The 23393-nt window shown below is 68.8% G+C and carries 25 protein-coding genes and 2 tRNA genes; 11 read left to right on the top strand and 16 right to left on the bottom strand.

All coding sequences use genetic code 11. The features are described from left to right. Positions 1-65: 65 nt before the first annotated feature. Positions 66-1127, top strand: coding sequence for an SDR family oxidoreductase (locus VPH46_RS10735; protein WP_416611114.1), 1062 nt, complete (start codon positions 66-68; stop codon positions 1125-1127). 31 nt (positions 1128-1158) lie between these two features. Here VPH46_RS10735 and trpS read toward each other — a convergent pair whose 3' ends face one another. From trpS to secB, 3 genes are read right to left on the bottom strand one after another with little or no spacing between them, the layout of a single operon-like run. After that, positions 1159-2163: a tryptophan--tRNA ligase gene (gene trpS, locus VPH46_RS10730; RefSeq protein WP_416611112.1), complete on the bottom strand. Its 1005-nt coding sequence runs from the start codon at positions 2161-2163 to the stop codon at positions 1159-1161. Between the two features lie 39 nt (positions 2164-2202). Further along, positions 2203-3765 carry a murein biosynthesis integral membrane protein MurJ gene (gene murJ / locus VPH46_RS10725; protein ID WP_416611111.1) on the bottom strand — a complete coding sequence of 521 codons (1563 nt, stop codon included), beginning with the start codon at positions 3763-3765 and terminating at the stop codon, positions 2203-2205. 41 nt (positions 3766-3806) lie between these two features. Further along, a complete protein-coding gene (gene secB / locus VPH46_RS10720) occupies positions 3807-4322 on the bottom strand; it encodes a protein-export chaperone SecB (protein WP_132882209.1) in 516 nt (171 codons plus the stop codon). A 172-nt stretch (positions 4323-4494) separates the two neighbouring features. Here secB and VPH46_RS10715 point away from each other — a divergent pair, with 172 nt between their 5' ends. The 4 genes from VPH46_RS10715 to VPH46_RS10700 all read left to right on the top strand — a co-directional run bounded on the left by VPH46_RS10715 (position 4495) and on the right by VPH46_RS10700 (position 8707). After that, positions 4495-5139: a Tim44/TimA family putative adaptor protein gene (locus VPH46_RS10715; RefSeq protein WP_416611241.1), complete on the top strand. Its 645-nt coding sequence runs from the start codon at positions 4495-4497 to the stop codon at positions 5137-5139. A 5-nt stretch (positions 5140-5144) separates the two neighbouring features. After that, positions 5145-6416: a murein transglycosylase A gene (locus VPH46_RS10710; RefSeq protein ID WP_416611110.1), complete on the top strand. Its 1272-nt coding sequence runs from the start codon at positions 5145-5147 to the stop codon at positions 6414-6416. Continuing rightward, complete coding sequence (locus VPH46_RS10705) at positions 6397-6960, top strand: Smr/MutS family protein (protein ID WP_416611108.1); 564 nt, start codon at positions 6397-6399, stop codon at positions 6958-6960. The genes VPH46_RS10710 and VPH46_RS10705 overlap by 20 nt, the downstream gene beginning before the upstream one ends. A gap of 61 nt (positions 6961-7021) precedes the next feature. Beyond that, positions 7022-8707: a putative bifunctional diguanylate cyclase/phosphodiesterase gene (locus VPH46_RS10700; RefSeq protein WP_416611106.1), complete on the top strand. Its 1686-nt coding sequence runs from the start codon at positions 7022-7024 to the stop codon at positions 8705-8707. On the opposite strand, the gene dapE is transcribed toward VPH46_RS10700, so the two are convergent. After that, positions 8704-9864, bottom strand: a complete 1161-nt coding sequence (gene dapE / locus VPH46_RS10695; protein ID WP_416611104.1) for a succinyl-diaminopimelate desuccinylase — start codon at positions 9862-9864, stop codon at positions 8704-8706. The genes VPH46_RS10700 and dapE overlap by 4 nt on opposite strands. Here dapE and VPH46_RS10690 point away from each other — a divergent pair. Next, entirely contained in the window at positions 9864-10307 is a 444-nt protein-coding gene (locus VPH46_RS10690; RefSeq protein ID WP_416611102.1) for a cupin domain-containing protein, read from the top strand. The two genes, dapE and VPH46_RS10690, sit on opposite strands and share 1 nt — an antisense overlap. Here the strand turns inward: VPH46_RS10690 and VPH46_RS10685 are convergent. After that, positions 10304-10975, bottom strand: coding sequence for a glutathione S-transferase family protein (locus tag VPH46_RS10685; RefSeq protein ID WP_239435518.1), 672 nt, complete (start codon positions 10973-10975; stop codon positions 10304-10306). The genes VPH46_RS10690 and VPH46_RS10685 overlap by 4 nt on opposite strands. A 64-nt stretch (positions 10976-11039) precedes the next feature. On the opposite strand from VPH46_RS10685, the gene VPH46_RS10680 reads away from it, so the two are divergent. Continuing rightward, positions 11040-11666: an exopolysaccharide biosynthesis protein gene (locus VPH46_RS10680; protein ID WP_416611100.1), complete on the top strand. Its 627-nt coding sequence runs from the start codon at positions 11040-11042 to the stop codon at positions 11664-11666. 13 nt (positions 11667-11679) lie between these two features. Here the strand turns inward: VPH46_RS10680 and yihA are convergent, their stop codons facing one another. From yihA to rpmH, 5 genes are read right to left on the bottom strand one after another with little or no spacing between them, the layout of a single operon-like run. Next, entirely contained in the window at positions 11680-12339 is a 660-nt protein-coding gene (gene yihA / locus VPH46_RS10675) for a ribosome biogenesis GTP-binding protein YihA/YsxC (RefSeq protein WP_132882217.1), read from the bottom strand. Next, positions 12336-14036: a membrane protein insertase YidC gene (gene yidC / locus VPH46_RS10670; RefSeq protein ID WP_317892088.1), complete on the bottom strand. Its 1701-nt coding sequence runs from the start codon at positions 14034-14036 to the stop codon at positions 12336-12338. The genes yihA and yidC overlap by 4 nt, the downstream gene beginning before the upstream one ends. Before the next feature lie 25 nt (positions 14037-14061). After that, entirely contained in the window at positions 14062-14274 is a 213-nt protein-coding gene (yidD, locus tag VPH46_RS10665) for a membrane protein insertion efficiency factor YidD (protein ID WP_125960998.1), read from the bottom strand. A 43-nt stretch (positions 14275-14317) separates the two neighbouring features. Next, a complete protein-coding gene (gene rnpA, locus VPH46_RS10660; RefSeq protein ID WP_125961092.1) occupies positions 14318-14644 on the bottom strand; it encodes a ribonuclease P protein component in 327 nt (108 codons plus the stop codon). After that, positions 14641-14775, bottom strand: coding sequence for a 50S ribosomal protein L34 (gene rpmH, locus VPH46_RS10655; RefSeq protein ID WP_125961091.1), 135 nt, complete (start codon positions 14773-14775; stop codon positions 14641-14643). Before rpmH ends, rnpA begins: the two co-directional genes overlap by 4 nt. Positions 14776-15018: 243 nt before the next feature. Between rpmH and VPH46_RS10650 the strand changes: the two genes are divergently transcribed. Continuing rightward, positions 15019-16524, top strand: coding sequence for a YifB family Mg chelatase-like AAA ATPase (locus VPH46_RS10650; RefSeq protein WP_416611097.1), 1506 nt, complete (start codon positions 15019-15021; stop codon positions 16522-16524). Positions 16525-16636: 112 nt separating this feature from the next. Further along, a tRNA-Leu gene (locus tag VPH46_RS10645) sits at positions 16637-16721 on the top strand. 36 nt (positions 16722-16757) lie between these two features. On the opposite strand, the gene VPH46_RS10640 is transcribed toward VPH46_RS10645, so the two are convergent. The 6 genes from VPH46_RS10640 to VPH46_RS10615 all read right to left on the bottom strand — a co-directional run bounded on the left by VPH46_RS10640 (position 16758) and on the right by VPH46_RS10615 (position 22319). Continuing rightward, a complete protein-coding gene (locus VPH46_RS10640) occupies positions 16758-18431 on the bottom strand; it encodes a sulfatase-like hydrolase/transferase (RefSeq protein ID WP_416611095.1) in 1674 nt (557 codons plus the stop codon). Between the two features lie 5 nt (positions 18432-18436). Continuing rightward, on the bottom strand, positions 18437-19303 hold the full coding sequence (locus VPH46_RS10635; RefSeq protein ID WP_416611093.1) for a diacylglycerol/lipid kinase family protein: 867 nt from the start codon (positions 19301-19303) through the stop codon (positions 18437-18439). 124 nt (positions 19304-19427) lie between these two features. Further along, the gene (locus VPH46_RS10630) at positions 19428-19979 is read right to left on the bottom strand and encodes a sugar O-acetyltransferase (RefSeq protein WP_416611091.1); all 552 of its coding nucleotides are present in this window, start codon (positions 19977-19979) and stop codon (positions 19428-19430) included. A gap of 58 nt (positions 19980-20037) precedes the next feature. Beyond that, positions 20038-20113, bottom strand: a tRNA-Thr gene (locus tag VPH46_RS10625). 17 nt (positions 20114-20130) lie between these two features. Further along, positions 20131-21036: a hypothetical protein gene (locus VPH46_RS10620; protein ID WP_416611238.1), complete on the bottom strand. Its 906-nt coding sequence runs from the start codon at positions 21034-21036 to the stop codon at positions 20131-20133. Beyond that, positions 20991-22319 (bottom strand): replication-associated recombination protein A, encoded by a 1329-nt coding sequence (locus VPH46_RS10615; protein ID WP_416611089.1) that lies wholly within the window; start codon positions 22317-22319, stop codon positions 20991-20993. The genes VPH46_RS10620 and VPH46_RS10615 overlap by 46 nt, the downstream gene beginning before the upstream one ends. A 109-nt stretch (positions 22320-22428) precedes the next feature. On the opposite strand from VPH46_RS10615, the gene VPH46_RS10610 reads away from it, so the two are divergent. Together VPH46_RS10610 and VPH46_RS10605 are read left to right on the top strand one after the other, a co-directional pair. Then, on the top strand, positions 22429-23052 hold the full coding sequence (locus VPH46_RS10610) for a PadR family transcriptional regulator (RefSeq protein ID WP_416611087.1): 624 nt from the start codon (positions 22429-22431) through the stop codon (positions 23050-23052). Next, positions 23049-23378, top strand: a complete 330-nt coding sequence (locus VPH46_RS10605) for a DUF2218 domain-containing protein (protein WP_239435528.1) — start codon at positions 23049-23051, stop codon at positions 23376-23378. The genes VPH46_RS10610 and VPH46_RS10605 overlap by 4 nt, the downstream gene beginning before the upstream one ends. Positions 23379-23393: the final 15 nt, after the last annotated feature.

The following is a 23393-nucleotide window of genomic DNA, read 5'->3' as shown; positions in this document are numbered from 1 at the left end:
TGCCGTCTAGAAGCTTGTGTCCTGGCTGCCTAGCTGAGGTGCCAATCGGACAAGGAAGCAGGATCATGACGAAGACGGCATTGGTGGTGGGCGCGAGCGGCATCGTCGGCAGCGCGACGGCGGATCTGCTGCTGGCGGAGGGCTGGAGCGTGCACGGCCTCGCGCGGCGGCCGCAGGCGCAGGCCGGCGTGGCGGCAGTCGCTGCCGACTTGAACGACCGGGATGCGACCGCCGCCGCGCTCGAGGGCGTGCATCCCGATGCCGTGTTCATCACCACCTGGGCGCGTCAGGACAGCGAGGCGGAGAACATCCGGGTGAACGGGGCCATGGTGCGCAACCTGCTGGACGCCCTGCCGCCGGCGCAGGGGCCGCGGCATGTCGCACTCGTCACGGGGCTCAAGCACTATCTCGGGCCGTTCGAGGCCTATGGGAAGGGCGCGCTCCCGCAAACGCCGTTCCGGGAGGAGCAGGGGCGGCTCGACGTGCCCAACTTCTATTATGCGCAGGAGGACGCGGTGTTCGCCGCCGCCGAGCGCGACGGCTTCTCGTGGAGCGTCCACCGTCCGCATACGGTGATCGGGAAAGCAGTCGGCAACGCCATGAACATGGGAACGACGCTGGCGGTCTATGCGACGCTGTGCCGCGAAACCGGCCGGCCGTTCCGCTTTCCCGGATCGGCAGCGCAGTGGGAGGGCCTGACCGACATGACCGACGCCCGACTGCTCGCCAGCCACCTGCTGTGGGCGGCGACGACGCCTGCGGCGCGCAACGAGGCGTTCAACGTCGTGAACGGCGACGTCTTCCGCTGGAAGTGGATGTGGAGCCGTATCGCGCAATGGTTCGGGATCGAGCCCGCACCGTTCGACGGAACGGTTCTGCCGTTGGAGGCGCAGATGGCCGACGACGCAGACCTCTGGCGCACGATTGCCGCGCGAGAAGGGCTCGTTGAACCGGACCTTGCCCGCCTCGCGTCGCCCTGGCACACGGATGCGGACCTTGGTCGGCCGATCGAGGTGGTCACGGACATGAGCAAGAGCCGCAGGCTCGGCTTCACCGGCTACCAGCCGAGCGACGATGCCTTCTTCGATCTGTTCGAGCGGCTGCGCGCCGACCGGCTGATCCCCTGAGGGACGCCGGCCGGCGTGGGGCAGGGTCGGCTCAGACCTGCAGGCCCAGAGCCTCCTGAGCCGACCGCAGCGTCGGAGCGGCAAGCGCCGTCGCCTTGCCGGCGCCCTTGGCGAGGGCGGCCGAGACCGTGTCGCGGTCGTCCAGCAGCCGGGTCAGCCGATCCCGGATCGGGCCGAGCACGGCGACGGCCAGATCCGCCAGGGCAGGCTTGAACGTCCCGAAGCCCTGGCCGGCGTATTGCTCCACCACCGACTGCGGCGTCGCGTCCGCGAGTGCCGCATAGATGGTGACGAGGTTCTTCGCCTCTGCCCGGCCTTCGAGGCCGTCGAAGCTGTCGGGCAGGGGATCCGGATCGGTGCGCGCCTTGCGGAACTTGGCGGCGATCGTGTCGTCGTCGTCGATCAGGTTGATGCGGCTCATGTCCGACGGATCGGACTTGGACATCTTCGCCGTGCCGTCGCGCAAGCTCATGATGCGCGGCGCCGCGGCCGAGATCAGCGGGTCGGGCAGGGGGAAAAGCTCGACGCCCGTGTCGGTGTTGAACTTGGTCGCGATGTCGCGCGCCAGCTCCAGATGCTGCTTCTGGTCCTCGCCCACCGGCACGTGCGTCGCCTTGTAGGCGAGGATGTCCGCGGCCTGGAGCACCGGGTAGGTGAAGAGGCCCGCGCTCGCGCCCTCGCGGTTCTTGCCGGCCTTGTCCTTCCACTGGGTCATGCGGTTGAGCCAGCCCATGCGGGCGGTGCCCATCAGCAGCCAGCACAGCTCGCTGTGCGCAGGCACACGCGCCTGGTTGAACAGGATCGATCGGTCGGGATCGATGCCGGCTGCGAGCAGCGTGGCGGCCATGCCGATGGTATTGTCGGCGAGTTCCTTGGGATCCTGCGTGACGGTCAGCGCATGGAGGTCGGCCAGAAAGAACAGGCAGTCGTCGCCCGGCTGCATCGCATCCTGCATCGCGACCCACTGCTTGATGGCGCCCAGATAGTTGCCGAGGTGCAGATTGCCGGTGGTCTGGATGCCGGAGACGACACGCATTTTGTGGTCCTTGCGCTTGGGCGGTGCAGCGGCCGCCGATCAGTTGGTGCTGCGGCGCCGAATCAGCGCCTTCACGTCCGCCACCAGGAACGCGCCGGTGACGAAGCAGGCCAGTCCATAGATCGCGCAGCCGGTTCCGACCAGCACCACGAGGGCTGCGTAGCGCATGGCCATCGGTCCGATCAGATACGGGTCGAGCAGGCTCTCCAGGCCGAACACGGCTGCCCCCATCAACAGCGCCGCGAGGGTGAGCCTCGGAAGGCGGCGGCGCAGTTGCGCGTCGACGGCGAAATGCCCCCGCTTGCGAAGCGTGCGGTACAGCATGGCTACGTTGACGGTGGAGGCGAGGGCGGTGGCGAGCGGCGGCCCGACATGGCCCAGCAGCGGGATCAGGATGATGTTGGCGACGATGTTCACGCCCACCGACCACATCGCATAGCGCACCGGCGTACGCGTATCCTGGCGCGCGTAGAAGCCGGGAGTCAGCACCTTGACGAGTACATAGGAGGGCAGGCCGACCGAAAAGCCGGCGAGCGCCCAGGCGCAGGCGCGCGTGTCGGCCGCGTCGAACGCCCCGTACTGGAAGAGCCCGCGCACGATCGGCTCGGCGGCGACGATCAGCGCCACCATTGCCGGCAGCGTCAGGAACAGCGCGAGCTCCGTGCCGCGGTTCTGCGTCTCCATCGCCTCCGCCTCCCGCCCCGCGCCCAGCAGGCGCGAGATGGTGGGGAGGAGAATGGTGCCCAGCCCGATACCGATCAGCCCCAGCGGCAGCTGGTTCAGCCGGTCGGCATAATAGATGTAGGAGATCGAACCGGCCGCGAGCAGCCGGGCTGCAAGCGCGCTGGAGATCAGCAGGTTCACCTGCGACGCACCGGCCCCCATCGCAGCCGGGAGGATCAGCTTCATCAGCCGCTTCACTTCCGGGTCAACGCGGGGCAGGCGTGGGCGCAGCGACACGCCGGCGCGGCGGCAGGCGAGCGCCAGCCAGCCTAGCTGCAAAAGGCCGCCGATCGGAACCGCGACCGCCTGCGCGCGCGCGGTCTCGTACGGATCGCCGTTGAAGAAGACGAGCGCGGTGACCATCGCGATGTTGAGCAGGATCGGCGCGGCGGCGTTCACCCAGAACTTGTCGAGCGAGTTGAGAATGCCGCCGAGCAGCGAGGCCAGCGAGATCAGCATCAGATAGGGGATGGTGATCCGCGACAGCTGGACCGCAAAGGCGAACTGGTCGGGCGTGGCGTTGTTGAAGCCGAGCGACATCGCCCAGGTGATCGGCCAGGCGGCAGCCAGCATGATCGCGGTGAAGCCCAGCAGCGCCGCGAACAGCACCGACAGCGCGCGCTCTGCGAAGTCGAGCCCGGCCGAAAGCTCGCCGGTCTCGCCGACCTTGCGGTTGAACATGGGGATGAAGGCGGCGTTGAACGCGCCTTCCGCGAACAGCGCGCGGAACATGTTGGGCAGGCGGAACGCGATGGTGAAGGCGTCGGAGGCGAAGCTCGCCCCTACATACCGGGCCTGCAGCGAATCGCGCACCAGCGCCAGAACTCGGCTGGCGAGCGTGAGCCCTCCAACCGAGCCGAGTGTGCGAACGAGCTTCATTCCGGTCAGCCGCCTTGGTCAGCCCGTTCGCAGGTCAAGGATCAGGCGTGGCCGATGGTGCCGGCAGCGTTGCCCGACAGTTCGCCGGCAGCGGCCGCCGCCTGCTGCATGTAGAGCGCGCCGAAGTCGATCGGCTCCAGCATCAGCGGCGGGAAGCCGCCGTCGCGGACCGCATCGGCGAGCACACGGCGCGCGAACGGGAAGATGATGCGCGGCGCTTCGGCCAGCAGGAACGGCTGGAGGTGCTCGTCCGGGATGTTGCGCAGGCCGAACAGGCCGGCATAGCTCAGCTCGATGAGGTAGAGTGCCTGGCCCTCGACGTCGGCGCGTGCCTCGATCTTGAGCACCACTTCATGCACGCCCTCGCCGACGGTGGTCGCGCCGATGTTGAACTGCACGTCCAGCTTGGGCTGGCCCTGCACCTGGTAGATGCCCGGCGCGTTCGGGTTCTCGAACGACAGATCCTTCACATATTGCGAGAGGACGCCGACCTGCGGCTGGGTGTCGGCACCGTTGGCGAAGCTTTCGTCGAGGCCGGCGTCGTTCTGGTCGTCCATGGGAATTTCCTTGCTGAAGGATAGCTTTGCGGCCTGCCGCGTTTTTCGGCTCGGCGCCTAGCAGGCGATCGGCGCCAGTTCAACGGCGGCGCCCGTGCGATGGACCGCCCGCAGCCATTTGAAACTGGCACTGCTTGCCCCTATGTTGATCGCGTCAGATTTGGGAGGCGAAGTGCTGGTCGTTGTTCTTCTGGGAATGGTCGCGGGGTTCCTCGCACTGCGTCTCTACGCGGTGCTGGGCAAGCGCACCGGCCATGAACAGCCGCTCGCCCGCCCCGCCGAGGAGCGCGTCGGCGTGCCGCCGGTGCCCCGCACGATCGATGTGCAGCCGGAGCCGCGCGACGTCACCCAGCGCCATGTCGAGCCGGCGGCCGAGAACGGCCTGCGCGCCATCGTCGCCAGCGACCCGACCTTCGACGTCGCTGAGTTCCTGGAAGGTGCCAAGTCCGCCTACCGCATGATCCTGGAAGCCTTTTGGAAGGGCGACCGCGATACCCTCGCCTGGCTTACCGAGGCCGAGGTACAGACGGCGTTCGCGGCGGCGATCGAAGCGCGGGACGAAGCCGGCCACACGCTGGACAACCGGCTGGTGTCGATCGAGCGCGCGGTGATCAGCGACGCGAGTGTCGCCGGCGGCCTCGCCCGCATCACGGTGCGCTTCGACGCCGACATCGCGGCCGTCACGCGCGACGCGGAGGGCCAGGTGGTCGCCGGCTCGCTGACGGACGCGGTCGAGACGCACGACGTCTGGACCTTCGCACGGATGCTCAAGAGCGGCGATCCGAACTGGAAGCTTTCCGACACCGACGAGGCGTGACCTCGATGCGGATGTGGGGGGCGGCGGCGCTGGCGGTGCTGCTGGCAGGTTGTTCGAACACCATCGTGCCGCGCGGCATGGAGACCGCGCCAGCGCCGGTGCGGCCTTCCGCCACGCGGCCGCCGTCAACCGCGCTTCCCGTGCGGCAGCCGGTGGCGGCGACGCCGATGGCACCGGCTGCGGTCGCCCCGGTCGCGGGCGCGGTGACTGCAGCTGCGAGCGGCGTCCTTGCCGGACCGGCCAGCTTGCCGATCACGCCGGAGAGTGCCGAGCGCGCGCTGGCGGCCTTTCGTATCAGCTGCCCTTCGCTCGTCCGCCGCACCGATGCGAGCGGCCTGACGCAGCCCGGTGACTGGGTCGCTGCCTGCAACGCCGCCGCGACGGTGCCGGCAGGCGGGGCGATGCAGTTCTTCGCCACCCAGTTCGAGCCCGCACAGGTGGGCGAGGGCCGCGCCTTCGCAACCGGCTATTTCGAGCCCGAGATCGCCGGATCCCGCCGGCGCGAGCGCGGCTATGACGTGCCCGTCTATGCGAAGCCGAGCGATCTGGTCGAAGTCGACCTCGGCCTCTTCTCGGACACGTACAAGGGCAAGCGCATCCGCGGCCGGGTGGAGGGCAGGAGCTTCGTTCCCTATTACGACCGCACCCAGATCGAGGAAGGCGCGCTCGAAGGCCGCGGCCTGGAGATCGGCTGGGCGGCGGACCCGATCGAGTTCTTCTTCCTTCAGGTCCAGGGCTCGGGTCGCCTGCGGCTGCCGGACGGGTCGGTCATGCGGATCGGTTATGCCGGCCAGAACGGGCGCGACTACACCGGCATCGGCAAGCTGATGAAGGACCGTGGCCTGCTCGGGCCCGGCCAATCCTCGATGCAGGGCATCGTCGCATGGCTGCGCGCGCATCCTGCCGAGGGCCGCGCGATCATGCGCGAGAACAAGAGCTTCGTGTTCTTCCGCGAGCTAACGGGCGCGGGGCCGCTCGGCGCCTTGGGCGTGCCGGTGACGGGGCAGGCGAGCGTTGCGGCGGATCCGAAGTTCGTGCCGCTGGGCGCTCCGGTGTTCCTGTCGATGGATCGCACCGATGCGACCGGCCTCTGGGTTGCGCAGGACACCGGTGGCGCGATCAAGGGCGCCAACCGGTTCGACACCTTCTGGGGCGCCGGGGACGAGGCGCGAGCGATCGCGGGCGGCATGTCCGCGCGCGGCACCGCCTTCGTGCTGCTCCCCCGGGGTGCGGTGGCGCGATTGAACGCAGGCCGCGGTGGCCGGCCGACGCCTTAGCGATGGCGAGGCGGCGCTCTGGGCGCGGGTCACCGCGGGCCTGAGACCGCTGCACGCCACGCCGGCCAAGCCCAAGCCCAAGCCGCTTCCGCCACCACCGGTCCCCGAGCCGAAGCCGAAGCCGCCACGTGGCCGGGTCCCGCCGCTGCGCCAGCCGGCGGCGGTGCAGGCTCCGGCGCCCGCGGTATCCAATCTCCTCGACGGCAGCTGGGATCGCCGGCTCTCTCGCGGGCTCGTCTCGCCCGACAGCAGTTTCGACCTGCACGGCCACAGCCTGGCCTCGGCACATGCGATGCTAGACCGGGCGCTGGAACGGTCGATCGCCCGCGGCGATCGCGTGCTGCTGCTGGTGACGGGACGTGCGCCACGCCTCGATGCGGAGCGCCCCTTCGCCAGGGGCGCGATCCGTGCGGCCGTGCCCGACTGGCTCGCCGCGTCCCGGCATGCGGATCGCATCGCAGCCGTGCGGGGTGCGCATCCGCGCCATGGCGGTGCAGGCGCCCTCTACGTAATTTTACGTCGTCCGGTTACGCATGGGCGCTGAAATTTAACTCTTTCGCCCACACTGTGTCGTTTCATGAACGCGCAGAAGGGAGACGTTTGAGTTGCTGCACGCAAAGTCGCTCAAGCGCCGTGCGATCGTGTTCGCCGCCTGCGCAGGCGCCGTCAGCTTCTTTCTCGCTCTCCTGGCGACCACCCACGGCCGGCTGGACGCGCTGACCGCGTCGAGCGCGCTGATCCCGGCGGTGGTGTGTGCAACCATGTGCTGGGCCTCGGCCGAACGCCACGTCTCCACCACGGCGGGCGCTGTGGACGAGGCGATCCTGCGGCTGAGCAAGGCGACGCGCGGCGATCTCCAGAGCCCGATCCCGCGGGAGGTCTGGAGCTTCGTGCCGAGCCTCGCCCGCGCCATGCAGGCGCTGTTCGAGCAGTTGCGCACGACGCTGGCCGCGGTGGAGCGCGCTGCGCAGATCGACACGGTGACCGAGCTGCCCAACCGTTCCCATTTCCAGCAGCTCGTCGAGGAACGGCTGGAACGGCTGGCGCGGATGGAGCCGACCCCGCCGGCCGCGCTGCTGTTCCTGGATCTCGATCGGTTCAAGGCGGTCAACGACACCTATGGCCATGCGACCGGCGACTTGCTGCTGGCGCAGGTCGGGCAGCGGCTTCGCCAGGCAGCGGAGCATCTTTCAGGCGGGCTGGTAGAGGAGCAGCCGATCGTGGGGCGGCTGGGAGGCGACGAGTTCAACATCCTGCTCTGCGGCCAGGCTGCTAGGGAACCGAAACGTGCCGCGCTGGGCATCCTCAACGTGCTCGCCGGAGCGCATCGGTTTCACGGCGGGGAGATCCAGGCAGGCGCCTCGATCGGCATTGCGCAATGGCCGGTGCACGGCACCAGCTTTTTGGACCTGACCCGCGCCGCCGACGTCGCGATGTATGCCGCAAAGGCTGGCGGGCGGGGGCAGGTCCACGCCTTTGATGCAACGCTTGCCGCCGGGCTGGCCGCCCGCAAGGCGCTCGAACAGGAGTTGCGGGCTGGTATCGACCGAGGCGAGTTCGGCCTGGTGTTCCAGCCCCAGGTGCTGGCCGCGACCGGCTCGGTCTGCGGTGCCGAGGCGCTGGTGCGGTGGCATCATCCGGACGGCATGCGTCTGCCGGGCAGCTTTCTGCCATGCGCGGAGGAGACGGGGCTGATCATCGAATTGGGCGACCGGATCGTTCAGGACGTGGCGGCCACCATCGGGCGCTGGCATGCGAAGGGCATACGCCACCGGCTGAGCGTCAACATCAGCGCGCGCGAGCTCGACCATGCCAGCTTCGTGCGCAAGCTGCGCGATGCGGTCGCAAGTGCCGGCGCGCCCGCCTCGATGCTCGAGCTGGAACTCAAGGAGTCGCTGCTGATGGGGTGCAGCGAGGACGCGCTGGACGCCGTGACGCTGCTGCGCGGCGATGGGGCCAGCATCGCCCTCGATGATTTCGGCACGGGCTTTTCGAGCATCGCGCGGCTGCGCGAGCTTCCGATCGACCGGGTCAAGCTCGACCGGGCGCTCACCATCCATGTGGCGCAGAGCGAGGAGGCGAGGGCGATCGCCCAGGCGCTGGTGGGGCTGGTCCACGGGCTCGGCTGCACGGCGGTTGCCGAAGGGATCGAGAGCGCGGACCAGGCGAAGATCCTGCGCATGATCGGCTGCGACGTGCTGCAGGGCTATGCGATCGCCGCGCCCATGGAGGAGGCGGCGTTCCTCGACTGGCTCGGTTCGCCCGCGGCGGGGCGGCGACTCGCCAGCTAGGCGGCGGCGTCGAGCGCGCGCCGCGCCAAGGTCGCGTAGATCGCCTGCAGACTGCGCAGGTCCTCCACCGCCACAGCCTCGTCGAGCTTGTGCATGGTCGCGTTCAGCAGCCCGAACTCGACCGTCGGGCAAAGCCTGGAGAGAAAGCGCGCGTCCGAGGTTCCGCCCGTGGTCGAAAGCTCCGGCGTGAGGCCGGTGTGCTCGCGGATGGCATCGGCGACGAGGGTCGAGAAGGCACCCGGCGGGGTCAGGAACGCCTCGCCCGAGACCTTGCCGATCACCTGCGAATCGGGCGCGTGCCGCGCCACGATCGCGCGAACCCGCTCGATCAGCGCGTCGCCACGATGCAGGTCGTTGAAGCGGATGGACAGCCGTGCAGCTGCCCGGCCCGGGATAACGTTGGTGGCCGGGTTGCCGACGTCGAGGTCGGTCACCTCGATATTCGACGACTGGAACCAGTCGGTTCCCTCGTCGAGCACCAGCGCCTCGATCTCCGCGAGCGCGCCGACGAGGCGGGAAATCGGATTGTCGGCAAGGTGCGGGTAGGCAACATGCCCCTGCCGGCCGTGCACGTCGATCCAGATGTTGACCGACCCGCGCCGGCCGATCTTGATCATGTCGCCCAGCCGGGCGGTGGAGGTAGGCTCGCCGACCAGGCAGAAATCCGGTGCCAGGCCGCGCGCGGCCATGCGATCGATGATCGCGCGGGTGCCGAAGATCGCAGGGCCTTCCTCGTCGCCGGTGATCAGCAGCGACAGCGTACCCGCGTCGGCCGGCACTTGTGCGCAGGCGGCGGCAAAGGCGGCGACCGCGCCCTTCATGTCGACGGCACCGCGGCCATAGACCAGCCCGCCGCGCTCTTCCCCGGAGAAGGGGCCCGCAGTCCAGCCGTCGCCGGCAGGAACCACGTCGACGTGGCCTGCGAAGGCAAGGTGTCGGCGCCCCTGGCCCCGCACCGCGATGAGGTTCTCGACCGGTCCGTCCGGAGCCTCGCCACAGACGAAGCGATCGACGTCGAAGCCAAGCGGGAGCAGCGCGGCTTCCAGCACATCGAACGCCGGACCGCGGGCGGGGGTCACGCTCTCGGCGGCGATCAAGGCCTTGGTAAGTTCGACGACGTCTGTCACGCTGGTTCCCTCAAATGACGGAGGGGGCATTGCCCAAGCTCGACTTGGATACAATCCCGCAGACCAACATGACCGGCTATCCGGCGCCGTTCCGGGAGGCGGTCCAGGGGCGGTGGTATCGGCGCCTTGCGCCTGCCAGCGGGCTTGCGGATTTCGGCGTCAGCCACGTCGTCCTGCGCCCCGGCGCCTGGTCCTCGCAACGACACTGGCATGAAGGGGAGGACGAATTCCTCGCCATTCTGTCGGGGGAAGCCATCCTGGTCGACGACACCGGCGAGACGGTGATGCGGGCCGGCGATTGCGCCGCATTCCCCAAGAACGACGGCAATGGGCATGTGCTTCAGAATCGCAGCGATGCGGACTGCGTCTTCGTGGCCGTCGGCCGGCCGGCGCAGAGCCGGTGCCATTATCCCGACATCGACATGATGCTGACGCCGGGAGAGGGATATCGCGTGGGCGGAAAACCGGCCTAGCCGGCGTCGGCCGTCTGTTCGAACCGCTCGATCACCCATTCCTCTTCCTGGGCGCTTGCGATCCAGTCCTGCATCCAGCGGTGGGAGAGCACCGCCTGCATATAGGCCGCGGCGAACGGCGGCATCGGGATCGAATAGGTGACGAAGCGGGTCACCACCGGCGCGAACATCGCGTCCACCGCGCCGAACTCGCCGAACAGGAACTCACCGGTGCCGCCGAACCGTGCACGCGCCTGGGCCCACAGCTCGAGGATTCGAGTGACGTCGTGCACCACGTCGTTGTCGAGGCGGGCCGGGGGATAGACCTGACGGATGTTCATGCTGTGCTTGCGGCGAAGCGCCTGGAAGCCGGAGTGCATCTCCGCGGCCATCGAGCGCGCCATCGCGCGGGCGGCCGCGTCCGCCGGCCAGAACCGGTCACCGCCCGACTTCTCGTTCAGATATTCGACAATGGCCAGGCTGTCCCAGACCACCACGTCGCCATCCCACAGGATCGGCACCTTGCCCGAGGAGGGAGCGAACTCGTCGCCCTCACGTCGGCGATCCCAGCCCTCGTCATATAGGGGGACGACCACCTCCTCGAACGGGAGTCCCGAAAGCTTGGCCGCGAGCCAGCCGCGCAGGGACCAGGAGGAATAGGCCTTGTTGCCGAGGATGAGCTTGAGCATGCCGCGGTCTAGCCTGCCGCTCCGCGCAACGGAACCGCCTTGCGACAATTCCGTTGGCGCAACGATGACGGAGAAGAACCAGGACCCGCAGAGCGTCGGCGACGTGCTCGACCGGCTCAAGGAGCTCGGCGAAGAGGCTGGGCAGGACAAGGCGAAGCTGGGCGACGCCGTCGAGGCGATGGGCCACCGCGCCTACGGCCCCTTCTTCATCATCTTTCCGTTGATCGACATTTCGCCGGTGGGCGGCATCCCGGGCCTGCCCACCGCGATGGCCGTGGTGATGGTGCTGCTCGCGCTTCAGCTGCTGTTCGGGCGCAAGGACCTGTGGCTTCCCGGCTTTCTCGCGAACCGCGGCCTGAAGGGCGAGAAGCTGGTCAAGGTCGCCGACAAGATGCGGCCCGTCGCCAAGTGGCTCGACCGCTGGTTCCACGGTCGCCTGCCGGCGCTCACCAAGGGACCGATGATCAAGATCGCCGCGATCGCGATCATCGCGCTGTGTACCACGGTGCCGCCGCTCGAGCTGCTGCCGTTCGCCAGCACGCTGCCGATGGTGGCGATCCTGTCGTTCGGGCTGGCCCTGCTGGTACGCGACGGGCTGCTGATGGTGATCGCCTGCATCCTGTCGGTTGCGGCGATCGGCGGTGGGCTCGGCTGGTTCTTCGGCCGCGGTGGCCAAGGCGGGAGCGGCTGAACCAGCCCGCGCGTCAGTCGATCGATTCGATGACGGCCGCGCGGAGTTCGGGGATGCCCATGCCCTTTTCGCTGGAGGTGGCGAGCACCTCCGGATGCGCGGCGGGGCGCTTGCGTGCTTCGGCAACCGTGGCGGCATGCACGGCGGCGAGCTCGCTCGCCTTGATCTTGTCCGCCTTGGTGAGGACCACGCGGTAGCTGACGGCTGCCTTGTCCAGCATCTCCAGCACCTCGCGATCGACATCCTTGATGCCGTGGCGCGAGTCGATCAGCACCAGCGTCCGCTTGAGCACCACGCGCCCGCGCAGATAATCGTTCACCAGGTAGCGCCATTTGCGGACGACATCCTTGGGCGCCTTGGCAAAGCCATAGCCGGGCATGTCGACCAGTCGGAACCGCAGCGGATCGCCCACGTCGAAGAAGTTCAGCTCCTGCGTGCGGCCCGGCGTCACCGAGGTGCGCGCCAGGCTGTTGCGACCGGTGAGCGCGTTCAGCAGCGACGACTTGCCGACGTTCGAACGTCCGGCGAAGGCGATCTCCGGCACCACCGGATCGGGCAGGTGCTGGAGTGCCGGGGCCGAGCGCAGGAAGGTGATCGGCCCGGCGAACAGCTTGCGCGCCGCTTCGATCGCCTCCGCGTCGAATGCCTCGATGGGGGCGGGGACGTCCGTCACTTGGCGGGCGCCGTCTTCAGGCCGGGGTGGCGCGAATACAGCAGCTGCTGCTGCGCGATGGTCAGCAGGTTGGACGTGATCCAGTAGACCTGCAGGCCGACCGCGAACGGCGCCATGATGAACATCATCACCCACGGCATCAGGCCGAACACCTGCTTCTGTGCGTCATCCATCGGCTGCGGGTTCAGCTTGAACTGGAAGTACATCGACACGCCCAAGAGGATCGGGATCACGCCGATCGCGATGAAGCTCGGGGGCGTGAACGGCAGCAGGCCGAACAGGTTGACCGGCGTCAGCGGATCGGGTGCCGAGAGGTCCTTGATCCAGCCGACGAATGGCTGGTGACGCATCTCGATGGTGAGCATCAGCACCTTGTAAAGCGCGTAGAACACCGGGATCTGCAACAGCGTCGGCAAGCAGCCCGCGACCGGGTTCACCTTCTCCTGCTTGTACAGCGCCATCATCTCCTGCTGGAGGCGCGGCTTGTCGTCCTTGTAGCGCTCCTGCAGCGTCTTCAGCTTGGGCTGGAGCGCCCGCATCGCCGCCATGGAGGCGAACTGGCGCTGGGCGATCGGGAACATCAGCAGGCGGATGGTGAGGGTCAGCAGGATGATCGCCACGCCGAAGTTGCCGATCATGCGGAACAGCCAGTCGAGGTAAGCGAAGATCGGCTTCTCGACGATGCCGAACCAGCCCCAGTCGATCGCATTGCCGAACTGGACCACGCCCGCATCCTCATAGCGGTCGAGCAGGTCGACTTCCTTGGCGCCCGCGAAGAAGCGCGAGGTCGCGGTGACCTGCTGGCCCGGCTGCACGGTGGAGAGGGTGGCCGGACGGTAGTCCGCCTGGTGGACGTTGTCGCCGGTGTTGCGGAACTGGATGACGTTGCTCTTGCCCTGATCCGGCACCAGCGCAGTCAGCCAGTAATGGTCGGTAAAGCCGGCCCAGCCGCCCTGGGTGTCGAACTTCTGCGGCGCCTCGTCCACGTCGGTGTAGTTGACGTCGAAGTTCACGCCGCCCTTGATCTCATAGATCGGGCCCGAGTGGATGCTCCACGTGTCCTTGTCGCGCGGCGGGGCACGGCGGCTGAGCAGGCCGTAGGTTGCTGCCTGCACCGGCTGCGTGCCTGCGTTGCCGATCGTCTGGCGGACGGTGAACATATAGCCATCATCGACCGCGATCTGGATCGCATAGCGCTGGCCGCCGACCTGGGTCGTGAGCGTGACCGGCGTCGACGGGGTCAGGCGCGTGCCGCTGGCCTGCCAGACAGTGTCTGCGCCGGGCGCCTGCACACCGTTTCCGGACCAGCCGAAGCTGGCGAAATAGGCGTCACCGGTGCCAGAGGGCGACAGGATGCGGATCGGGTCGCTGTTCTTGGCGATCGTTTCCTTGTGGCGGGTGAGCACCAGGTCGTCGATGCGCGCGCCCTTGAGGTTGATCGAGCCCTTCAGCCGCGGCGTTTCGATGGCGATGCGCGGCGTTTCGCGCAGCACGAGCGCGCGATCGCGCACGGCCGTGGGCGAATCGGCGGCCGGATCGGCGCCCGGGTTCGGCACCACCTCGCTCTTGCCCTCGACGATCTTGGTCGCCGGCGGGTTCGCGGCCGGGAAGAAATAGCTGGCGATCGGCTGCCAACCGAACAGGATCACCGCGGCCAGCACCGCGAAGAGGACGAAGTTCTTCTGGTCGTTCTTCACCGACTAATCCCTGTGTGCTCGGTCGTCATGGTACCGGATCGTAGCCGTGGCCGCCCCACGGATGGCAGCGCGCGATCCGACGCGCCGCAAGCCAGCTGCCCTTCAGCGCGCCATAGCGGCCAAGCGCCTCGATTGCATAGGCCGAACAGCTGGGGCTGTAGCGGCAGCTGGAGGGCAGGATCACCGAAGGACCCAGCTGCCAGCCGCGCGCGACGAGGATCAGCAGCCGTGCGATCACCGCATGGCGCCGAGGGAAACGGAGGGAGGAGGGCCCCCGGCGGTCACCGGGTCACCTTGCGCAGCGCCTTGACCAGTTCGGTCTTGAGCGACTCATAGGGCCGCTCGATCGCGGAGGTGCGTCCGATCAGCACATGGTCGGCACCGGCGATGCCTGCAGTCGGCAGGACCTCGCGCGCAAGCGCACGGAAACGCCGCTTCACCCGGTTGCGGGCGACGGCGTTGCCGACTTTCTTGGATACGGTGATGCCGATCCGCATCGTCGGATCGGCATCCTCGCGCGCGCGCACCAGCAGCACGAAGCCCGGCATCGGCGCACGCTTGCCTCCGTTCGCAGCGAGATACTCGCTGCGACGGGTAAGGCGCGTCAGGCCGACAGCTTCTTGCGGCCGCGGTTGCGACGGGCGCGAATCACCTTGCGGCCACCCGGCGTCGCCATGCGAGTCCGGAAGCCGTGGCGACGCGAACGCACCAGGTTGCTCGGCTGAAAGGTCCGCTTCATCACTCATTCCCCGGGATATCGAACGTCTACAATAACGGAAAAAGCCGCCCTGAACGGCGGCCGTGTGCCCGCAGCCCATAGGCAAGCCGCCCCTCCAAGTCAACGCGGCTGTGCCGGGACAGGATCGGGAACCGACCATCACGGGTTCGATGTGGGGCATGTGTGTTGTCACGGCAAGACACGCTCGGCTGTTTTCCTTCTCCGGAAACCGGCTATGCAGTGGCGGGGGACAGGGGGGGCAGCATGGTCGCGATCGTATCGACGGCGGCGTATCTCGGGCTGGAGGCGCGCGCGGTCGAGGCGCAGGTGCAACTGGCACCCGGCGTGCCGGCATTCGTCGTCGTCGGGCTGCCGGACAAGGCGGTGGGCGAAAGCCGCGAGCGCGTTCGCGCCGCCATCGCCGCGATCGGCCTGTCGCTCCCGCCCAAGCGGATCACGGTCAACCTCTCCCCTGCGGACCTGCCCAAGGAGGGATCGCACTATGATCTCCCGATCGCGCTGGGGCTGTTGGCGGCGATGGGCGTCGTCGATGCGGAGACGCTGTCCGAATATCTGGTGGTGGGGGAACTCGGCCTGGACGGTCGTATCGCGGCCACGCCCGGGGTGCTGCTGGCGGCACTCCACGCGTCGGAGCGCGGCCTGGGGCTGATTTGCCCGGCAGCGCAAGGCGCCGAAGCGGCGTGGGCGGGTGGCAGCATCTGCGCCGCGACGGACCTGATCGGTCTGCTCAACCACCTGAAAGGGACACAGTTGTTGCCCGAACCCGCACCGGGCGAGGCGGAGGAACTGGTACCCGGACCGGACCTGCGGCGGGTGAAGGGACAGGAAACCGCGAAGCGCGCGCTGGAGATCGCAGCGGCGGGCGGTCACAACCTGCTGATGGTGGGTCCGCCGGGTGCGGGCAAGTCGCTGCTCGCGTCCTGCCTCCCCGGCATTCTCCCGCCGCTCGATTCGGGCGAGGCGCTGGAGGTCTCGATGGTCGCTTCGGTCGCCGGCACGCTCACGGGCGGCCGGATGACGCGGGCGCGGCCCTACCGCGCCCCGCACCACTCCGCCTCCATGGCCGCGCTGGTGGGCGGGGGCCTTCGCGTGCGGCCGGGGGAGGTGAGCCTCGCCCATCTGGGCGTGCTGTTCCTCGACGAGCTGCCCGAGTTCCAGCGCGCGGTGCTCGATTCGCTGCGTCAGCCGCTGGAGACGGGGAACGTCAGCGTGGCCCGGGCGAACGCGCACGTCAGCTTCCCCGCGCGCGTCCAGTTGGTCGCGGCGATGAACCCATGCCGCTGCGGGCATCTGGGGGATCCGGCGCTGGCCTGCTCCCGGGCGCCGCGCTGTGCCGTCGACTACCAGGCGCGCGTATCGGGCCCTTTGCTCGACCGCATCGACCTTCACCTGGAAATGCAGCCGGTGAGCGCCGCAGACCTCGCGCTGCCCGCGGCTGCCGAAGGATCGGCGGAGGTGGGGGCGCGGGTCGCCGCTGCCCGTGCCGTACAGGCGCGCCGCTACCGCGATGTCGCGGCGCGAACTAATGCGGAGGCGGACGGCGGGGTGCTGGAGGCGACCGCCACGCCGGACGCCCCCGGCGCGAAGCTGCTCGCCCAGGCGGCAGAGGCGATGCGGCTTTCGGCGCGCAGCTACACGCGCGTGCTTCGCGTCGCCCGCACCATCGCGGACCTCGCGGGCGCAGAAACCGTCGGGCGCCTCCATGTCGCCGAGGCGCTCAGCTATCGCCGCCAGCCGCCGCGCGCCTGAGATGGAGCAGGGGTTCGCCTGATCGGCCGCAGGGCATTCGCAGACTCTGGCGTTTGCGAATGCCCTGCCGTATAGCCCCGCCACCAGCCGTCCGGGGGACGGCGCGCACCGTGCGGGTGTGGTGAAATTGGTAGACGCGCCGGACTCAAAATCCGGTTCCGCAAGGAGTGTCGGTTCGAGTCCGACCACCCGCACCAGCTTCCAGAGTGATCTACCGTCGGGCGTGTTCGCCCTTACTCCGTGTCACGCGGCGCTGGCGCGATCTTGCTCAACTCGATCTTCTCCCACCGTGGCTCCAGGCCCAGGCGCGCGTTGAACCGGGTGTTGAAGGTGAAGGGGTCTGCGGTCGGCGCGGTCAGCGTCTCGCCATAGAGGCTGCGCACCGCCAGTGCTGGATAGCCCATCAGCCCCAGCAAGGTTGGGAAGATCCGATAGTGGCTCATCCGGTTGCGGTTTGCCGCTGCCGCCTGGGGCCAGGAAAGCCCCGCCGGGGTGCCGCCGTCGATCACCACCAGCGGTACGAGCCCTTCCTGTGGCACCGGATCGCCGCTGCAATGGGTGTTGCTGCCCGGGCTGCCGGTCTCGTGCAGGTCCTGCCCGTGATCGGACGTGTAGATCAGCGTCGCCCGTGACAGGTCGGTGCCGTCGAGCAGCCGTTCGAAGAAGGCGCCGACGTTCCAGTCCAGCGTATTCCGATAGGCGTTGCGGTAGCGGACCCATTCGGCAGCCGTGCCGCCGAAGCCGGTGCGGTCGCCGGTGTCGCTGATCCCGACGTAGCGTCCGCGGGCGAGGGCGGGGCGGTGGTGCATGTAGGCGTCGGGATATTTGTCGTGGACCGGAAAATGCGCGCCGACCTTGTTGACCAGCACGAACTCCGGCGTGTCGTTGCGCAGCGATGCGGCAAGCGTGTCCGCCACCGTCATGTCCCGGTCGCGCACGGGCACGCGATCGAACTGGACGAAGCGGTCGATCTGCTGCCGTTCCTGCGCGTCCATCAGGTTCTGGAGCCTGCCGCCCGTGCCCTGCGCATCCAGGTAGACGGTGCGGAGGCCGGCAGCCTTCGCATAGTCGAAGATCGAGGGCATGGTGGCGTTGATCCGGCGATAGTCTTCGCGGGTGCCGCCGTGGCGCAGCGTCACGTTGCTGCCGACGCTGCAGTTTGTGATCGATGCCGCGACGCCGAAATCGTGCACCGCAACGCCCGGCCGCGGCTGGAGGAGGCCGCTGCGTGCTCCGCTCGGGGAGTTCAGGTCTAGGTAGTTGCCCGCGACGCTCTCATCGACGATCAGCACGATGTCGCCGCTGGGCGGCCGCGCTGGTCGAAGCGCCACCGGCTTCCGATGTGGCGCACCCTCCGTGAGACGCTCGTAGAGGAAGAGGCTGGAGTAGGCGAGCGGGGTGAAGGGACCCGGGAGCCCCGTTCCGCCTTCGCCGCCGCGCGCGAAGAGGATGCCCGCGAGCAGCAGGACCCCAGCCAAGGGAGCCACAGGAGCAAGCCCGCGCAGGCGCAGGCTTCCCTGCGGCGGCAGGACGAGGCCGGCGAACAACAGCAACGATCGCGCGAGCGTCCCCGCCATCGCCCCGGCATGCTGATCGATCGCCTCCGGTGCGGACGCGGCCGAGTTCCACATGTTGATGAACGCGTCGTAGCTCATCGGCTCGCGCGTGATCGCCTCGTAAGAATCGAGGAAGAAGGCGGCAGCACAGAGGAGCGTGGCCAGCGCCCAGCGCAGCGCCCAAGGCCGGGTGAACGCGGCGGCAACGAGCGCCAATGCCAGCAGCCCGAAGAGCCCAAGGTAGATCGGCAATCCCGGCGAGAGGCCCAGCGACTGGAGCCGCTCGGCGATGCCGCCCGCGCCGGTGAGCAGGTAGACCAGGATCAGGAGCAGCTTGGCAGTCGTTCGCATGGCGCTCAGCAGACGGAAAAGGAGATGGGTTCGATCGTCATGCGCACGGGCAGGACCGCCTCTGCATCGCCGTCGACCTGTACCGGCAGCGGATCGTCGGCCTCTACCGACAGGTCGGTGCACGAGAACGCGACGAGGTTGGCGGCATCCGAGGGGCAGCGCCCGCGCAGCAGCGCCCATGCGAAGCGGACAACGTCGCGGCGCCTGGCCGTCCGCAGCGCGACCACATGCATGATGGGCCGGGTGCGGTCCGCTTCCGGCGCAAAGCTCCACGGACCGGCGAAGAAGCGGCCCTTGGCCACATAGACCGCCTCGCACGTCAGTTCGCCGGCCTCCCAGGCGAGCCGGATCGGCTTGCGCGGCCAGTTCAGGAGCACCTGGAAGAAGGCGACCCCATAAGCGAGGCGGCCGATCCGGCGCTTCAGCCGCGGCGACACGGCCGCGACCGCCTGGCTGTCCGGTCCCACGCTGGCGCAGGAAAGGCACAGCGCCGGGCCCACGCGCAGGGCATGGTGTCGCGGCCGCTCCCGGCTCTCGAGCGCATAGGCGGCGTAGCGATCCGGATCGAGCGGGGAGCGTAGCTCCCGATGCGCCAGATTGACGGTTCCTGCCGGATAGATGCTGAGCGGCAGGTCGCGTTCGGCCGCCAACATTGCGGCGGCGACATGCCGGATGGTGCCGTCCCCGCCCACCACGCAGACGTGGCTGATATCGTCGGCGATGGTGACGGGGAGACCCGGCCCGCATTCGGTGAGCACCACTTGCGCGCCGGCCCGCTCGAAGCCCGTGCGGATCCTCGCCAGCGTCGATCCGCGTACCCGGCCTGCCGACGGGTTCACCACGATCTGGATGCGGCGGCCGCCTTCGTTCAACTGGTTGCGTCCCTGAGCAAGCCTGCCGCAGCGGCAACTGGAGCAGACCCTAGAGGTCGCGGGCGCGCGATCAAGCGACGCGCGAGCGGGCGGGGCCTCTCACTGCTCCTAAGTGGGACGATCTTCAGCGTGCGCGAACCCGCGCCGGGTTGCCGGCGGCGACTGCTCCGCTGGGGATGTCCCGCGTGACGACGCTGCCCGCACCAATCAGCGCATCATCGCCGATGGTGATGCCGGGCAAGAGGATGGCGCCGCCGCCGATCCAGACGTTGGCACCGATCACGATCGGACGGCCCCACTCCAGGCCGGCGGCGCGCTCGGCCGGATCGCGGGGATGATCGGCCGTCAGGATCTGCACGCCAGGACCGATCTGGGTGCCATCGCCGATGCGAACCTCCACCACATCCAGGATGACGCAGTTGAAGTTCAGGAAGACGCCTGCGCCCAGATGGATGTTGGTGCCATAGTCGCAGTGAAAGGGCGGGCGGATCGTGGCGCCCGGACCCACCGAGCCCAGGCGTGCGCGCAGCAATGCCTCGCGCTCCGCCAATCCGGTCGCGGCGTTGAACCGCTGCATCCACTCGCCGGCGGCTTCCTGGTCGGCAACGATCTCGGGATCGCTCGCACGATAGGGTTCGCCGGCGAGCATCTTCTGCTTCTCGGAAGGTCCTGTCACTGGGAAGTGCCTCCGCGCACCGGGCCGCCGGTAGATGGCTGATGCCCTGCTGGAGGGCTGGTGCCGGTTGCAGGAATCGAACCCGCGACCTTCGGTTTACAAAACCGCTGCTCTACCAGCTGAGCTAAACCGGCGTTGCGCCCCCCTTGCGTCAGAGAACGCCGAAGGTCCAGCCTTCGCTTCGCCGAATTGTGGGGGTGAGCGCCGCGGGCTGCCACAGTTCGGGTGTCCGGGCGACCCGCCGAAGCCAGGCTGCGGCCATGATCGCGTCGGTGGCGTGATCGTCATACCGGTCGAGCGGCGTGTGCCGGCCGCTGCCGAGCGCCTCCAGCGCCGCGTCGAGGGCGTGAGGGTCCCGCAGCTTGCTCAGCCCCTTGCGCAGGCCCGCCGCACGCGCTGCGACCGTGGTGTAGATCTCGACCACTAGTGCGCCCTGCGCCGGCGGCGGGTCGAACGGCCAGATCGGAACCTTGGAGCCGAGATGGTGGAGCAATCGCATGCCCGCGAAGCTCGCCTTGGCGACCTGGGCCGCACCGATCGCGTCATAGAGGGTGGAGGCCCGACCGATCCCGCTCGCGTTATAAGCCGCTTCGCACCGCCGATAATGCAGGAACTGCGCCTTCGCGCCGTCGCGGGCGCCGAGATAGAAATGGCTGCCGCGCCGTCGCTCCAGGAAGGAAGCGGCGCCCAAGTCTGCGTCCGGACAGTCGGCGTCGACATAGGCCCAGAACGCGCGCGCCCTCGAAGGCGTCGGCTCACCCGGCAGATAGGCTCCGCGCTCGATCCACGGCGGCGCGAAGCTGAAGTCGAACCCGACCAGCAAAGGCGTGTCCGCCTGCGCCTCCAGCCAGTGGAGGACGTCCGTGCGGGACCAGATGCCGCGAGGCGGCGCCACCAGTTCGGGCGCGGCGCTGCCTGTCTCGCAGAGCGCGACCGCGATCCCCTTGTGACGGTGTCCCTTGGCGCCTGACCAGTCGATCGCGGCGAAGCGGGTGAAGTGCTGGGGGACCGTCAGCTTGCGGCATCCGGGTTGCGACCGTGGCGCCGCGCGTCCCACCACGCCATGCGTTCGCTCAGCCGCTTCTCGAAGCCGCGCTCGGTCGGGGCATAGAAGTGCTGCGGGGGCAGTTCCTCAGGCCAGTAGTTCGCGCCTGAGAAGCCGTCGTCGCTGTCGTGGTCATAGGCATAGCCCTCGCCATAGCCGATCTCCTTCATCAGCTTGGTGGGGGCATTGAGGATGTTGTGCGGCGGCATCAGCGAGCCGGTCTCCTTCGCCGATCGCCACGCCGCCTTCTGCGCCTTGTAGGCGGCGTTCGACTTGGGCGCGGTTGCGCAATAGAGGCACGCCTGCACGATCGCGAGCTCCCCCTCGGGCGAGCCGAGGAAGTCGTACGCGTCCTTCGCCGCGAGGCATTGCACCAGCGCCTGCGGGTCGGCGAGGCCGATGTCCTCGCCGGCGAAGCGCGTGATCCGCCGCAGCACGTAGAGCGGTTCCTCGCCCGCGGTCAGCATCCGCGCGAGATAGTAGAGCGCCGCCTGGGGATCCGATCCGCGCAGCGACTTATGGAGCGCGGAAATGAGGTTGTAGTGCCCCTCGCGATCCTTGTCATAGACCGCCATCCGCCGCTGGAGCAGCGCGGAAAGGCTGGCGGGATCCAGCGGCGTGTCGAGTTGGATGGAGAAGAGCGTCTCCGCCTGGTTGAGCAGGAAGCGGCCATCGCCATCGGCGCTCGCGACCAACGCCGCCCGCGCGTCTGCGTCGAGCGGGAGCGGGCGGCCCTCGGCCTCCTCGGCGCGGGTGAGCAGCGTCTCCAATGCCTCTGCATCGAGCCGCCGCAGGATCAGCACCTGCGCGCGCGAGACGAGCGCCGCGTTGAGTTCAAACGACGGGTTCTCGGTGGTCGCCCCGACCAGCGTCACCGTGCCGTCCTCGACATAGGGCAGGAAGCCGTCCTGCTGCGCGCGGTTGAACCGGTGGATCTCGTCCACGAACAACAGCGTGCGGCGGCCCAGCCGGCCATGATCCCGTGCCTCGGCGAACACCTTCTTCAAGTCGGCGACCCCGGAGAACACCGCCGAGATCGACGCGAAGCGCAGCCCGACCGCGTCCGCAAGCAGCCTCGCGATCGTCGTCTTGCCGGTTCCCGGCGGCCCCCACAGCACCATGGAGGAGAGTTTGCCGGCTGCGACCATGCGGCCGATCGCGCCTTCGGGACCCGTGAGGTGCGACTGGCCCACCACCTCCTCCAGGCGGCGCGGACGCAGCCGATCGGCGAGCGGACCCGTGGTGGGGACCTCGGCGGGGGCAGGCGGATCGAAGGCGGCAAAGAGGTCGGCCATGTCGCCGATATAGGGGTCGGCGCGAAAATGCGCAGCCTTGTGCGACAGCCTCTTGCGCAACCCAATCTAAGATATATCTTTGCGCTATCGAACTTGCACAGGAGTTTTCATGTTCGGCATGCATCATCATTCCCACCGCCACCATGACGGTCGCGGCGGCTGCGGCCCGGGCGAGCGGCCTGGTGGCCGTCGCGGCTTCGCCGGTCCCTTCGGCGGCGGCTTCGGCGGCTGGGACCATGAGGCGGAGGGACGGGGCGGTCGTGGCGGTCGCCGTCGCCTCTTCGACGGCGGCGATCTGCGGCTGGTCCTGCTCGCGCTCATCGAACAGCAGCCGCGTCACGGCTACGACCTGATCCGGGAGATCAAGGAGCGCACCGGCGGCGTCTACGCCCCGAGCCCGGGCGTCGTGTATCCGACCCTGACCCTTCTCGCCGACATGGCGCTGATCGAGGAACAGGCGGAGGCGGCTGGGCGCAAGGCCTATGCGATCACCGAGGCAGGGGTTGCGCATCTCGACGAGCAACGCGAGCAGGTCGAGGCGCTGCTCGGACGCTTGGCGCAGGTCGGCACGATGACGGCACGCACCAGCGGCGGCCCCGTGAAGCGCGCGATGGGCAACCTGCGCACCGTGCTGGGTCAGCGGCTGGCCGGCGAGGAGGTGCCGCCCGAGACGCTGCACGAAGTGGCCGCCATTCTGGACGAAGCCGCCCAGCGCATCGAGCGTCTCGCATGAGCGCCGGCGCGTTCAGCGCGGTGGCCGAGGTGCCGACCGCATCCGGCAGCCGCTATCTCCAGCAGCTCTGCAAGCACTGGAGCCACAATCTGCAGGTGGAGTTCACCCCCGAAAGAGGCACCGTGGTGTTCCCGCACAACGCGCGCGGGGCGAACTTCCCAGCAGACGGGCGCGCTTCGTTCGAAGCCGGCGAGGCGACGTTGACCGTGCGGATCGATGCCAGTTCCGCGGAGCAGCTGGAGGCGTTGAAGCAGGTCGTCGCGTCGCACCTCGACCGCTTCGCCTTTCGTGAGGCGCCGCTGGCCTTCGACTGGAAGGCCGCCTGATCCGGCGGCGCGGGC

The sequence above is a fragment of the Sphingomonas sp. MJ1 (PH-R8) genome (assembly GCF_048058635.1).
GTDB lineage: Bacteria > Pseudomonadota > Alphaproteobacteria > Sphingomonadales > Sphingomonadaceae > Sphingomonas.
This window is presented reverse-complemented; position numbering and strand designations above follow the sequence as displayed.